Source organism: Rhodococcus sp. O3 (assembly GCF_048897285.1).
In the GTDB taxonomy this organism is placed as follows: Bacteria; Actinomycetota; Actinomycetes; order Mycobacteriales; family Mycobacteriaceae; genus Rhodococcus.
The window spans coordinates 26739-40548 of record NZ_JBMBTE010000047.1 but is presented as its reverse complement, the minus strand read 5'-3'; the positions used below and the strand labels follow the sequence as shown (position 1 = coordinate 40548).

Below are 13810 nucleotides of genomic sequence, written 5' to 3'. Positions count from 1 at the left end.
CGCGGCAGTGTGGTCGGTGTCGTGGCTCGTGTCTCCGATGCTCCTCCGACGGCACCACTGCCGCGGTGTTCGGTGTTCATGCGCGTTTCCGTTCCGGTCGCCGTGATGTGCGCCGGAAAGCCTATCGACGACGCCGGGCGCGGGCAGCGACCTGCGTCACTGCCCGCGCCCGGCGGTGTGGATGTGCGGTGTCAGTGCACGACGACCGGCGCTGCCTGGTCGGCGTGCTCCGAACGCTTGCGCGGCAGGAACGCGGCCGGGATCAGTGCGAGCACCATGACGCACGTCGCGACGAGGAAGGTGGTTCCGAATGCGTCGGCGAGCGAGGACAGGATCGACTGCTGCACCTCGGGCGGAAGTTGCGCGACCATGTCGGCGTCGGGGGTCGCGGCGCCCTCGGGGGCACCGGCGGGAGCGGCCATCTGGTTGGTGAGGATCACCGACATGGTGGCCGTGCCGATCGAACCGGCGACCTGCTGCACGATGTTCATCAGCGTCGATCCTCGCGCGATGCTGTGGTCGGTGAGGGTCTGCAGTGCCGCGGTCATCGTCGGCATCATGGTGCACCCCATACCCATACCCATCACGAACAGGGCGCCGAGGAGCAGCACGTAGGAGGTGTCGACACCGACCTGCGTGAACACCGACATGCCGATGCCGATCAGGGTCAGACCGACCAGGACGATCTTGCCGGGGCCGATCCGGTCCACGAGCTGACCGGCGATCGGCATCGTGAGCATCGCGCCGATGCCCTGCGGTGCGAGCAGCAGACCGGCGGACAGCGTGGTCTCACCCCGCACCTGGAGGAAGTAGCTGGGGAACAGCAGACCCGCGCCGAAGAAGCCGATGGCGAACACCGACATGGTGAGCACCGCGAAGGTGAGCTGACGGTTGCGGAACAGACGCAGATCCACCAGCGGGTTCTTCGCGCGCAGCGCGTGGAACACGAACGCCGCGATCAGGATCACACCGATGATGCCGTTGATCAGCACGCGCGGAGACGCGACGGTCCCGACTTCGGGAATCGACGAGACGCCGAACAGGAACAGCGCCAGGCCTGGCGACAGCAGCAGCATGCCGACGAAGTCGAACGACTCGGATTCGCTGGGCTCGTCCTTGGGCAGCACGACGAAGGCGGTGATCAGCGCGACGATGCCGATCGGCAGGTTGATGAGGAAGATCCAGTGCCAGCTCGCGGACTCGATCAGCCAGCCGCCGAGGATGGGGCCGCCGATGGGGCCGAGCAGCATCGGGATGCCGAGCACTGCCATGACGCGGCCGACGCGATGCGGGCCGGCGGCACGGGTCATGATCGTCATGCCGAGTGGCATGAGCATGCCGCCGCCGAGACCCTGCACCACGCGGAACGCGATGAGCGAGGTGATGTCCCACGCCATGCTGCAGAGCACGGAGCCCGCGACGAACAGCACGAGCGCGGTCAGGTACAGCCGCTTCGAGCCGAACCGGTCGGCTGCCCAGCCGGTCAGCGGGATGACGCTGGCCAGCGCCAGCGTGTAGCCGGTCATCGTCCAGGCGACGGTGGCGTAGCTGGCCTGGAATTCCTGCATGAACGTCGGCAGGGCGACGGACACGACGGTGACGTCGAGGATGGACATGATGGCACCGAGGACCACCACGGAGGCGATCTTCAGTACGGCAGCGTCGAGTTTGCCGTCGGACGCGGCGACGTTGGAACCCTCGGATGGGGGTGTCATGGGTGTTTCTCCTGGGTCGCAGGTGGCACAGTGCACGCCAACCCGCGCCGAGGACGACGTCGGAGAAGCGCGTGATGACTCATCAGCGAAGTCGCGGTGCCGATGTTCCGCGATCGTAACGAGTTCCGCCGACGCTTCCCAAGTGACTTAATTTTCGTGGCGCGGCATTTTCGCTGGTCAGACGGCCCGAAAGCGGCGCCGGGGCGACCTACGTCACATCGGGACCAGGCGACGGAGCAGCCGGGCGGGTCCGCGGCGGGCACCGATCTCGACGAGCCGGGCGCGATCGGTGATCTTGACCCGCGGGCGGCCGTGCGCCCGGCCGGCGGTGCGCTCGGCGTCGTCGATCGCCTGCCAGCCACGCAGATCCACCCGGTTCGGGCGGCGCGAGGCGAGCAGGCGCGTCAGCTCGCGACGTCCCGCGGCCGGTGCGGGCAACCGGCCGGCGTCGAAGTCGGCGAGCAGTGCCGCGACCGTCTCCTTCGCACAGGCCTTGTTGGTGCCGATGACCCCGCTCGGGCCGCGTTTGATCCATCCGGTGACGTACACGCCGTCCTCGACGCGGCCGCCGGTGTTCGGGACGACGCCGCGACGCTCGTCGAACGGCACGCCGGGCACCGGCACGCCCCGGTACCCGATCGACCGCAGCACCAGCTGCGCAGGCAGATCCTCGTGGTCGCCGGTGGGCCGGGCCACGAGCGTGCCGTTCTCCCCTTCGATCAGCTCGTTGCGCACGAGCCGGACATCGGTGACGCGGTCGTCGCCGAGCAGTTCGGTGGGCGAGGTCAGGTACCGGAAGACGATGCGCTTGCGGCCGGGCAGCGGCGGGGTCTGCGCGTACTCGCGCGCGAGACGCATGCGCAGCTCGACGGCGGGATCGGCGTCGGCGATCCGCGCGCTGACGGGATCGAGTTCCAGCTCGGACTCGTCGACGACGACGTCGACGCCGTGCAGGTCGCGCAGCGCCAGGAACTCGGGGTTGCTGTAGGCGGCCTGGGCCGGACCACGCCGGCCCAGCAGCACGACCTCGCGGATGTTGCTGCGGCGCAGGGCCTCCAGCGCGTGATCGGCGATGTCGGTGCGGGCCAGCTCGTCGACGTCCATCGTGAGGATCCGTGCGACGTCGATCGCCACGTTGCCGTTTCCGACGACCACCACGGTGGTTCCGCTGAGGTCGAAGGTGCGGTCCGCGTAGTCGGGGTGCCCGTTGTACCACCCGACGAACTCGGTGGCGGCGTGGCTACCGGCGAGGTCCTCACCGGGAATGCCGAGGTGCCGGTCGGCGGAGGCACCGACGGCGTAGATCACGGCGTGGTGGTGCGCGAGCAGATCGGAGTGGGTGAGGTCGCGGCCGATCTCGACGTCGAGGTGCAGCCCGAACGCCTCGCGCCGGAACGACCGCTCGAACGACTCGGTGACCGTCTTGGTGCCGGGATGATCCGGTGCGACGCCGGCGCGGACGAGGCCGAAGGGTGTCGGCAGCCGGTCGAACATCTCGACCTCGACGTCGGATCGTTCGAGCAGCTCCTGCGCGGCGTAGCAGGCGGCGGGCCCTGCCCCCACGATCGCAACCCGCAACGTGCCGCGATCGCGGGGCGGCGCCGGGCTGGGGGTGAGCGGAATCCAGCCGTCGGGCGTCGGGTGCGCGGTGTAGTAGGCGGCGTTCAGTTCGGTGAACCGGGCCTGTTCCGGGGTGAGGGTGTCCTCCGGGAAGATCGCCTCGACCGGGCACGCATCGGCGCAGGCCCCGCAGTCGATGCAGGCCTGCGGGTCGATGTGCAGCATCTCGGCGGTCGCGAATTCCCGTTCCTCGGGGGTCGGGTGGATGCAGTTGACCGGGCAGACGGCCACGCAGCTGGCGTCGTTGCAGCACGTCTGGGTGATCACGTAGGCCATGGTCTGGGTCCTCGGGAGCCGGGCGGCCGGGCCGCCGAATTTTGTGTGACACTGCGTAACAGTTAAATGCAACTGTAGTCGCCCCGCCGCGAACACCGCAAGACACACTGCGCACGACGTCCGCTCCTGCGAGAATCGGGCGATCCACGAACGCAAGGGGGTTGCGGATGGGGACCGACACGACTGCCACACCGTTGGCGACACAACCGCTGAGCGATCTACCCGCGGACGCGTCGCCCTACACCACGGAACGCACCGTCCGCACCGGCGACGTCGACAACAACCAGCGGCTGCGGCTCGACGGCATCGCCCGGTACCTTCAGGACATCGGCACCGACAACCTCGCCGCCGTCGACGCGATCGGCACCGATCCCCTCTGGATCGTCCGGCGCACCGTCATCGATGTGCACCGCCCCGCGCGGTACCCGCAACACCTGCGGCTGCGCCGGTGGTGCGACGCGCTGTCCACCCGATGGGCCAATGTCCGGGTGCGGATGGACGAGATCGAGCCCGACGGCGAGGGAGCTCTGATCGACACCGCGGGATTCTGGATCGACATCAGCCCGACCAGCGGGGCCCCCACCCGCATCAGCGACCCGCTGTTCGAGCACATGGCGCGGTACGCCCACGACACCCGGCTCCGGTGGCGCGCGTGGCTCTCCCCCGACGCCGGCGGCACCGACCACGCGGCGCCGTTTCCGCTGCGCGTCACCGACATCGACCCGTTCGACCACGTCAACAACGCGACCTACTGGCACGGCGTCGAGGAACACCTCGCCGAGCGCAGCGACCTGCAGGACGGTCCGTACCGGGCGGTCGTCGAACACCTGCGGCCCGTCGTCGCCGGCGACGAGCTGACCATCCGCACCCGCCACGAGGACGACGCGCTCTCATTGTGGTTCACCGTCGGCGACGAGGTCCGGGCCGTCGCCAGGGTCGCGCGGGCGACGGTCACAAAGGCCGCGGGGGCAACGGTCACGAAGCCCGCGGGGGCAACGGTCACGAAGCCCGCGGGGGCGACGGTGCCGACACCCGGCAGATCCGATATCGCCGCTCCGTCCGGCAACGGGTCGGAGCACCTACGGTGGGACGCATGACGCGCACCCTCATCCTGCTGCGACACGGCAAGTCCGCGTACCCGGAAGGCGTCGCCGACCACGAGCGCCCCCTGGCCCCGCGCGGACGGCGTGAAGCCGGACTCGCCGGCCGGTGGCTCCGGGCACACCAGCCGCCGATCGACGCAGTGCTGTGCTCCACCGCGGTGCGTACCCGCAAGACGCTGGCCGAAGCGGCGATCGAGGCGCCGGTCGACTTCCGGGACGATCTGTACGAGACGTCCCCGGACATCCTCATCGACGCCGTCCGCACCGTCGACGACGACGTGGCGACCCTGCTCGTCGTCGGCCACGAACCGACCCTGTCGCAGACGGCACTGCTGCTCGCTCCCGATCACGAGAGCGAGGCGGCCCACCAGCTCGCCGAGAAGTTCCCCACGTCCGCCGTCGTGGTGCTGACCGTCCGCGGAGCCTGGCACGAACTCGAGGCCGGCCGCGCCGAGCTCACGGACTTCCACATCCCCCGCTGATTTCCTCCCGGAAAACCTTCTGTCAGGGCACCTTTGCCACTGCCCCGTCGCCACTCGACGCCACGCCCCCGGACATACCGGCGCCGGGGTCGCCGGTCTCCGGGTGGCTCCAGCCCTGGATCTTCGCGTGGAACCGCGCGAGCGGCGGCGGCGCCCACCAGTTGAGCCGCCCCATCAGCTTCATGAACGACGGCACCAGCAGAACCCGGACCACCGTGGCGTCCAGGACGACCGCGAGCGCCATCCCGACCCCGAACATGCGCATCAACGCCACCGACGACGTGCCGAGCGCGGCGAAGACGATCGCCATGAGCAACGCTGCGGCCGTGACCACCCGGCCGGTGTGGGCGAGTCCGCGGGCCACTGCCTCCTCGTTGGATCGGCGGGTGCGGTCCGAAGCCATCCAGAACTCCCTGATCCGATCGAGGAGGAAGACCTCGTAGTCCATCGACAACCCGAACGCGACGCAGAACATCAGCACCGGGACGATGGCCACCAGGAAGCCGGTGCCCGTGGCACCCAGTCCGCCCAGGTTGCCGTCCTGGAAGACCCAGACGAGGAACCCGAATACCGCCGAAAGCGAGAGAAGGTTCATCACGAGTGCCTTGATCGGAAGCAGGAGGCTCCCGGTGAGCACGAACAGGACGACCGACGTCGTCAGCGCGATCAGTCCGAGCGCCCACGGGAGTGTGCCCATGATCCCGTCGACCGCATCCCGGTCGTGCTGCTCCTTGCTGTGGAACAGCGTCTCGGCGGGGGCCGGCACGGCGCGCAGATCGGCCAGCATCGTCGCGAGGTCGTCCCGTGCGTCGGACGAGGTGGCGATCGTCATCATCGCCGCCCGGCCCGCGACAGCACCCGGATCGCCGTTCGCAATCGCGACCCCGTCGACGTAGGTGCCGTCCGGCGCCAGTACTGCCGCAACTCCGTCGACCGAGGACAGTTCGGCGGCATAGGTATTCAACTCCGACCGCACGGACGCCCCTTCGGGCAGAACGATCTGCGTCTGCGCGAGAGCACTCTGGGTGAAGTCCGCGCTCAGTTGCTCTGCGGCCCGGCGCGGCGGCGCATCCTCCGCCAGGACCCGTTCGTCGGGATACCCGAGGCGGATTCCGAGGATCGGCGCGCCGACGGCGAGCAGCAACACGACGAGCGACGCAGCCACCACCGCCGAATTCCGCATCACGCGGTGCGTGAGCCGATACCACCCCGTCCGCTCGACGGGCCGTTCGGCGGCGGCCTGCCGCGCGCTCTTCTGCACCGCGAACATCTCCAGACGATCACCGAGGACGGACACGATCGCCGGGGTGACGGTCATCGTCACCAGAACGGCGAAGGCGACCACGGCGACCCCGGCGTACGCGAAGGACCGCATGAAGTACAGCGGGAACAAGGCCATTGCGGACAGGCTGAGTCCCACGATCAGGCCCGAGAACAACACCGTCCGCCCGGCCGTGCTCATCGTCCGGACCAACGCGTCGGCACTGCCGAATCCGGCGGCACGTTCGTGTCTGTACCGGTTGACGATGAGCAGGCTGTAGTCGATCGCGAGTGCCAGACTCAACGATGCGGCGAGATTGAGCGCGAAGATCGACACGTCGGTCACCAGCGTGAGCGCTCTGAGGATGCCTGCCGTGGCGACGATCGTCGCCACCCCGACCGCGACCGGTATCAACGCCGACACCACACTGCCGAACACGAACACCAGCACGACGAACGTGATCGGCACCGCGATCGACTCCGCGAGCCGCAGGTCCTTCTCCAACTGGGTGGACATCCAGTCGTAGACCATCCCCTCGCCCGCGACATCGACCTCCACGTCCCCGGTGGAACCGCCGTACTCGTCCGCGAGTGCCCGAGAGTTGGCCGCACCGTCGTTGTCACCGCCCCGCACACCGGCGACCACCAATCCCGTCGAGCCGTCCGTACTGCGCAGCGCGATCGCCAGTTCGGGGTCACCCCACAACGACACGACCGATGTCACCCGCGGATCACCGGCGAGCCCCTCCGCGATTCGGGTACCGGCATCGCGGGCCGCCGACGAATCCGCCCCGTCCCGGGCCTTCACCGAAAAGACCAGTGTCATCCCACCGCGGTCGAAGACTTCTTCGAGTTGCTGTGCAGCGACGGAGGATTCGGCGGTCGCAGCGACGAACCCTCCCGCGCCGAGGTGCGAGGTCACCCCGGCGCCGAACACACCCAACATCGCCACCACGGCGATCCAGATGCCCAGGAGCAGCCGCGGCGCGGCGATCGCAGTGCGCGTTGCCATCTTGATCACTCGGGTCCCTGCCTCACGGAATCGTTCGCTTCGCACCACACTGCGTTGCCCACCGGCTCAACCCTTTGTCGCGAGCCAGCTCTCGAACGCAGGAAGATCGGGAACGATCACCTCGGAGGTGGACAGCACCGCCAGGTTCTGCCGCATGTCGGTGATGCTGGCGACGACGCCGCCGCCGCAATGCGCGGAATACATCTCCATCGCGGTACCCATGCTCGGCACACCGCCCGGCAGGAAGGCGACCAACAGGTCGCACTTGCCGGCGTAGGCCGTCAATTCCCGGAACTTCTCCCGGATCAGGCTCACTTCGCTGTCGAGTTCCGCCTCGTCGACAACCGCCGTCTCGGCGAGCTTCTGGTAACCGACGGCCAGCGGCATCCCTATCGACGCGATGAAACTCTGCATCGCCTGGTGCGGGTCGAAGCACTCGATGCCGGGGTTGTAGGCACGCAGGATGTCACCGATGTCGTCTCGATAGCTCTGATCCCGGATCGCGAATCCCGGAGTCGCGCCCTGCATGGTGCCGGCGACGAACACCGTCCGAAACTTGCTCATCGTCACTCACTCTCGAACGAATAGGGTTGGACGTCGTCGTCGGGGTCGGCGACGCTCCGATAGATGTCGGCGGCACACAGCAGGTGATCGACAAGGTCGGTGGAAGCGAGCCCCGTCGAGGCGACCAGTTCGTCCCACACCGGCGCTGCGGCCGGATCCGCGGGCGGGTACGCCACACCCGCACTGTCCCGCAGCCAGAGGTCGCCGGCCGAGAAGTTTCGCCCTGCATAGCCGTGCAGCGGAAGGATGACCTCGGAGGTGTGTTCCAGCGAATCGTCCAGTGCCCGGATGGACAGGCTGGTCTGCTCGGGATCGGTCAGGATCGACGTCAGGAACTCCCGCGGCAGCGCCTCGACCCGCAGGCGGCCGTCGGGCCGGCCGAACGCGTCCTCCGAGCGCAACGTGAACAGCCTGGACAGCAGATATCTGCCCCGGGTGGGGCTGAACTTCGAGTACTCCAGGCGAACGACCCAGCCGCCGCCGTAGGTCCGGTAGCGCGCGGTGAGACGCCCCGGCCGGACCACTCCCCTCGAGTCCGTGCGCACGGGTGCCGCGGTCGAGACCACCCGGCCCGACCCCGCGCGTACAGTGCGTGCCTCGATATGGATCGGAGTCGTGTGCAGCAGGTAGGGATCGAGCAGGACGAGTCCGCCCTCGTATTCGAAGATCGCCGCCAGGTGCCGACCGTCCGGTATCAGACGAGCGGGAATACCCGTGCGTTCCTCCACCCTCCTCGCGACCTCCAGTGTCTGGAACACGCACGCCGCTCCGAGCCGCGGACTGCGTTCCCCGTCGCCGAAGATGTCGACGAACTGCGCGGCACTGTTGTAGGGAACGGTGCGCAGGACCTCCCGGAGCTCACCTTCGAAAACCGCGAACACCTCGTCGTCGAGGCCGTCCCTCGCGGTCGCCTCTAGGTCCACGTGCTCACTCCGTCACCGAGCTCGGTCCCCACCAGCGACCGCCGGAGTGCGCCGCGGCGAACCTTCCAGGTCGAGGTCCGCGGGAGGTCCTCCCACGCGATCACCACCGGATCGGCCATCGCAGGCAGGCCCTTCGTCGCCGCCCGCCATTCCGCGTCGCTGATCGAGCCCCCCTCCAGGCTCAGCACGGGCAGCGGCGCACTTCCCGAAACCCCCAGCACGACCACCTCTATCGCGTTGGGAATGCGGTCGAGCAGGATACTTTCGAGTTCGGTACCGCTCAGCCCGGGAATCTCGTCGACCGCGCGATCGACGAACCTGACCCGGCCCAGCAGATCCTTGTATCCGAGATCGCCGGTGTTCCACCATTCTCCGGCGGACTTCAGTTCGTGCCGATCCGTCTCACCCAGATAGTCGATGCACCGGGATCGACTGCGCGACATGAGTATTCCGGTCCGTCCGCGCTTCACCGGTTCTCCCGTTTCCGGGTCGACGACCCGGGTCCGGATGAGCCAGGGCACCGACCACCCGACGTTGTTCGTCGAGGCGACGCCCCGCCGGCGGACCATCGACCGCGTGTACAGCGCACCTGCGATCGGGCCCACCTCGCTCTGCCCCCACGATTGTGCCCAGACGGGAAGCCGCCGGCTCGACGCGTTCAGGAACGTCCGGACGGTCGACGGGTGCATGAGGTCGAAGGTGTTGAGGTAGAACCGCACGTGAGCGAACAGCTCGGGCCGCCTCTCCGCCAGGCCCTTCCACCGCTGGTAGACGTTCGGTGTCGCCTCGACGGTCGTGGGCAGGTGCTGCTCGAACACCTTCTCCACGGATTCGGGTTCGTACCGGCTCGCCACGACCACCTTCGCCGGCGCCCACTTGAGTTGCGCACCGATCCATGCGAGCGAGCGGGAGTGGGCGAACGAAATCGATACCAGGGTCGTGTCCGACCGGCGATTGACGATCACGGGGAACGGCGTCAGCTCGAGCCTGCTCGCGTAGTGGTTGGACGTCGCGGAGTGGACGACCAGCTTCGGCACCCCGGTCGTGCCGGACGTGTGGGTGATGAACATCGGCGCGTCGTCGGGGGCGGGGTCGGGCTTCGGAACGGGCTTTCCCCGTAGCGACTTCAGGTCGAGTTCGTCGGCGCGGGCGGGATCCGCGTCGCGACCGAGCACGATCGTCGTGCCGTGTCCTCGAAGATCGAGCCCGGCGGATGCGGCTCGTTCGAGGACGTCCGCCGAGATGATCGAGACGACCGGCCGAATCCGGTCGAGCAGTGCGGCGTGGTGGTGCGGCGTGTCCGCGGCGGACACGAGCGCTGCGACGGCGCCGATCCGCGCCGCGGCCGCCGCCAGCACGATCATGTCGAAATGATTCGGTTTCACGACCGCCACGTGGTCGCCGCGGCCGACCCCCGCGGCGCGGAGCCAGCCCGAGGCTTCCGCGACGAGGTCGGCGAGCGCCCGGCCGTTGTAGAAGAGCGGCCCGTCCGGACCTTCGATATCGAGTGGACGATCGAGATGGACAGTCAGCTGCCTCGACCTGCCCGCGTGCCATTCGAACATCAATCCCAAGTTCTTGGGTCGCTCAATCATGTGTAACAACCACTTTCGCTCTAGATCGCAGAGGAGGCCCGCGCGCCGTATCGCGCGCGGGTGAAGCAGAGGAAGAGCAATCAGCGAACGCTGATGGACTCGATGATCTGGTGCGCGCCGCCGGAATGCTCGACGATCGATCGGCACTTGTGCCGCTGAATCTTGCCGGACGGCGTGCGGGGCAACGTGCGCCGCGGAACCAGGACGACCCTGTCGAGGACGAGTGCACTTCTGCGCCTGCACGTGTGTGCGATCTCGCGCGCGATACCGGCGCCGTCGATGTTCGTCCCGCCCACCTCGGCGATGTAGACCAGCGTGCGGTCACCGGCGTGGGGTGTCGAGTCGATCAGCGCGGTGCTTCCGCTGCGCAAGCCGTCGATCGTGGCCTCGATCTCCGACTCGATGGCGTTGACGTACACGTTGCGCCCGCCGATACAGATCAGGTCGTCCGCGCGGCCGACCGGGTACAGCTCGCCGCCGTGCACGAAACCCAGATCGCCGGTGTCGACGAATCCGTCGGCGCCGAAGCGGGCGGCCGTGGCCTCCCGGTTCGAGTAGTAACCTGTCGCCGCCGACGGCGATCGGAACCTGATCGACGCCAATCGGCCGGCTCCTTCCGGCACGTCCAGTTCGACACCCGGCAGTGGCACACCACAGCTGACGATCCGGCACGAGTTCTCGTCGCTCTCGGGCACGAACCGGACGTGTCCCTCCGCCAGCTCGAGCGCGTCGACACTGCAGTATCCGGGTTCGCGATCGTTCTCGGACGCGGTAACCACCAGCGTGCCTTCCGCGAGTCCGTACGCAGGCCGTACCGCGTCCGCTCGGAGCCCGTAGGGACCCAGGCATTCCTGCACGTCGGCCACGACCTCCCAGCTGATCCGTTCCGCGCCCACCATGAGGCACCTGAGGGAGGCGAGGTCGCCCGGCAACGGCTTCCTCCGGATCTGCATGACCTTCGCCGCGACATGCAGCGCCGTCGGCGATGCCGAGGTGTACGTCGCGCGATAGTGGGCGAGATCTTCCAGCCAGGTGCGCGGAGACAGGCGGAATCGTGCCGTCGTCGAGTAGTAGCCCTCGCCGTCGTTCCACAGTCCGCTCATCAGACCGCCGAAGAACCCCATGTCGTGCGAGAACGGCGCCCAGTTCACACCGACCGTGCCGGGCCCGAAGTCGACCATCTCGGCGATCATGTCCAGCTGGTGCGCGATGGCCGAAGCACTGAGCACACAGCCCTTCGGATTCCCGGTACTCCCCGACGAGAACTGGACGAACGCCGGGTCGTGGAGACCGGGAAAGTCCGGTTCCGTTGCGAGTGCGGCCTGCTCCGATCCCAGAGGCTCGAAGCTGCGCACGACCGACGCAACGCCGGCCGACTGCCGGATATCCGCAAGCGCCCGATCGCTGCAGAGAAGGAGTGGCGGACGGATCTGACCAACGATGGATTCGATCTGGGTGCAGTAGCTTTCGGCGTCGGTTCCGACCACCCGTTCGGGTAGGGACGCAACGGAGGCGCCCAGGTACCAGCAGCCCAGCAGCGACGTCACGGCGGCAGCGGAGTTGTCGAGCACGATGGCCACGACGTCGCCCTTCCGAACCCCGTGCGAGGCGAGCTCTCCCGCCACCCGCCTGGCCGCGGCGACGAGATCCGCGCGCGAATAGGGCGCATACTGGCGACCCTCCCAGAAATTCAGGTTGGTCCGATACTCGGTTGCGGTGACAAATATTCGCGTCCAGAAATTGTCCGGCGCTTCGTTTCGCGGATTCAATTAGGTAACTTCCCCTGCCCGTTCCGTCGCAGACCACCGGGGCGTCTGCTGTTCGAGAATGTCGGCGAGTTCACCGACCGTGACGACATCGGCGACCAGATAAAGGTCGAAGTCCGAGCCGAGCTCGTCTTCCAATTCCATGAGAAGGTCGCCGAACTGCAGGCTCGTCAAACCCAGGTCGTCCAGTCGCGTTTCCGTCGTGATCTCGAATTCGTCCGGAACGACATCCCCCAGTCGCTCCCTTATCCGATCCTCCAGGTGGCCGACAGTGATGAGACCCCCACTCAAATTCGACCCTTTCTCCATACATAGATCGCGGTTCGTGATCCGAATTTTGCATACCGGCTGACGATCTCCTTCGTCACGGCTGCGAAGAATCCGGAGAAATACAGATTCCGTGGGCTGTCGTCGGATCGCACCAGCTGCATGAGTGCATTCATCCCACCCAGGCCGACAGCCTGGCCGACGTAACCCATCGAATACGGCTCGAGATCCTTCCCACGGGAGATCCGCCGCAGGTTGTCGGCCGTGTGCGCGCCTTGCGGTGACGCAGTCGCACAGGACGGACGCGCGCCGGGAACCGCCGCACAGTCCCCCACGACGAAGACGTTGGGCGATCCCTCGCTCCGCAGGAACCGATCGACCAGCGCCCGGCCCCGTTCGTCGACGGCGAGGCCACTCTGCGCCACGAAGTCCGACACACCGGAGATCACGGCCCACAACGTCACGTCCGACTCGAACGCGGAACCCGATGCGAGACGGACGACGTCACGCCCCCGTCCCTGGGATATGCCGACGATCCGGTCTGCCAGGATTTCGACACCGGCCTTCTCCAGCGACTTCCGCACCTTCCGGCGGGCGCCGTCGGACAGGCCCGCTGCGAACTCGTCGGCAACGAGCCGCACCTTCAGTCCCTTGCGGGAACGTGCGATCTCGGATGCGGTTTCGATGCCCGTCAATCCCCCGCCGACGACCGTGACGTCGCCGCCGTCCTGCAGAGCGGTGAGCCTCCCTTCCGCGGCGCGGGCACCTTCCCAGGTCCCGACGGGAATCGACCCGGGAATGGGATGGACCGATCCGCCGGTGGCGATGACGGCGTAGTCGAATCCCAGCTGCTCGCCGTCGGCGAGCACGACCTGGTTGCCCCCGATCTTCACGGCGGTTCCGAGACGGAACGCAATCCCCTTGCGCAGCATCGACGACAGTGGCGTCGCGGCGCCACCGGTGCCGGTGGTCTGCTGGTGCAGCCGAACCCGCTCCACGAACTCCGGACGATCATTCACAATCGTGATTTCGGCATCGGGAACCTTCTTCGCAAGCCGATTGGCGGCAATGGTTCCCGCATATCCGGCGCCCACGACGACGACACGCATACCACTTCTCCTTATTTTTCATCCGCGCAGGATTCGATACCGCACTGCAATTGCAGTGCGGCAGACAGAGAATGTGCAGTTCGTTTCGAGATGTGCCGACGCATTGTTTTCCGCTGCT

The 13810-nt window shown here is 67.7% G+C and carries 10 protein-coding genes and 1 pseudogene; 2 read left to right on the top strand and 9 right to left on the bottom strand.

Translation table 11 applies throughout. From position 1 onward, the window contains the following. Positions 1 to 191: 191 nt before the first annotated feature. Both ACN675_RS15165 and ACN675_RS15160 read right to left on the bottom strand, forming a co-directional pair. Positions 192 to 1715 carry a DHA2 family efflux MFS transporter permease subunit gene (locus ACN675_RS15165; RefSeq protein ID WP_420751618.1) on the bottom strand — a complete coding sequence of 508 codons (1524 nt, stop codon included), beginning with the start codon at positions 1713 to 1715 and terminating at the stop codon, positions 192 to 194. A 213-nt stretch (positions 1716 to 1928) separates the two neighbouring features. Further along, the gene (locus tag ACN675_RS15160) at positions 1929 to 3611 is read right to left on the bottom strand and encodes an FAD-dependent oxidoreductase (protein WP_420751617.1); all 1683 of its coding nucleotides are present in this window, start codon (positions 3609 to 3611) and stop codon (positions 1929 to 1931) included. A 167-nt stretch (positions 3612 to 3778) separates the two neighbouring features. Here ACN675_RS15160 and ACN675_RS15155 point away from each other — a divergent pair. Both ACN675_RS15155 and ACN675_RS15150 read left to right on the top strand, forming a co-directional pair. Next, positions 3779 to 4555, top strand: a pseudogene (locus ACN675_RS15155) (acyl-[acyl-carrier-protein] thioesterase); the annotation flags it as partial. Positions 4556 to 4704: 149 nt separating this feature from the next. Continuing rightward, positions 4705 to 5196: a SixA phosphatase family protein gene (locus ACN675_RS15150; protein WP_420751616.1), complete on the top strand. Its 492-nt coding sequence runs from the start codon at positions 4705 to 4707 to the stop codon at positions 5194 to 5196. A 22-nt stretch (positions 5197 to 5218) separates the two neighbouring features. Here the strand turns inward: ACN675_RS15150 and ACN675_RS15145 are convergent, their stop codons facing one another. The 7 genes from ACN675_RS15145 to ACN675_RS15115 all read right to left on the bottom strand — a co-directional run bounded on the left by ACN675_RS15145 (position 5219) and on the right by ACN675_RS15115 (position 13692). After that, positions 5219 to 7468 carry an MMPL family transporter gene (locus tag ACN675_RS15145; RefSeq protein ID WP_420751615.1) on the bottom strand — a complete coding sequence of 750 codons (2250 nt, stop codon included), beginning with the start codon at positions 7466 to 7468 and terminating at the stop codon, positions 5219 to 5221. Between the two features lie 66 nt (positions 7469 to 7534). Next, positions 7535 to 8032, bottom strand: coding sequence for a hypothetical protein (locus ACN675_RS15140; protein ID WP_420751614.1), 498 nt, complete (start codon positions 8030 to 8032; stop codon positions 7535 to 7537). 2 nt (positions 8033 to 8034) lie between these two features. Continuing rightward, the gene (locus tag ACN675_RS15135; protein ID WP_420751613.1) at positions 8035 to 8955 is read right to left on the bottom strand and encodes a hypothetical protein; all 921 of its coding nucleotides are present in this window, start codon (positions 8953 to 8955) and stop codon (positions 8035 to 8037) included. Then, a complete protein-coding gene (locus tag ACN675_RS15130) occupies positions 8946 to 10550 on the bottom strand; it encodes an AMP-binding protein (protein WP_420751612.1) in 1605 nt (534 codons plus the stop codon). Before ACN675_RS15130 ends, ACN675_RS15135 begins: the two co-directional genes overlap by 10 nt. 80 nt (positions 10551 to 10630) lie before the next feature. Continuing rightward, entirely contained in the window at positions 10631 to 12319 is a 1689-nt protein-coding gene (locus ACN675_RS15125) for an AMP-binding protein (protein WP_420751611.1), read from the bottom strand. Further along, positions 12320 to 12607, bottom strand: coding sequence for an acyl carrier protein (locus ACN675_RS15120; RefSeq protein ID WP_420751610.1), 288 nt, complete (start codon positions 12605 to 12607; stop codon positions 12320 to 12322). Beyond that, complete coding sequence (locus tag ACN675_RS15115; RefSeq protein WP_420751609.1) at positions 12604 to 13692, bottom strand: NAD(P)/FAD-dependent oxidoreductase; 1089 nt, start codon at positions 13690 to 13692, stop codon at positions 12604 to 12606. Before ACN675_RS15115 ends, ACN675_RS15120 begins: the two co-directional genes overlap by 4 nt. Positions 13693 to 13810 lie beyond the last annotated feature (118 nt).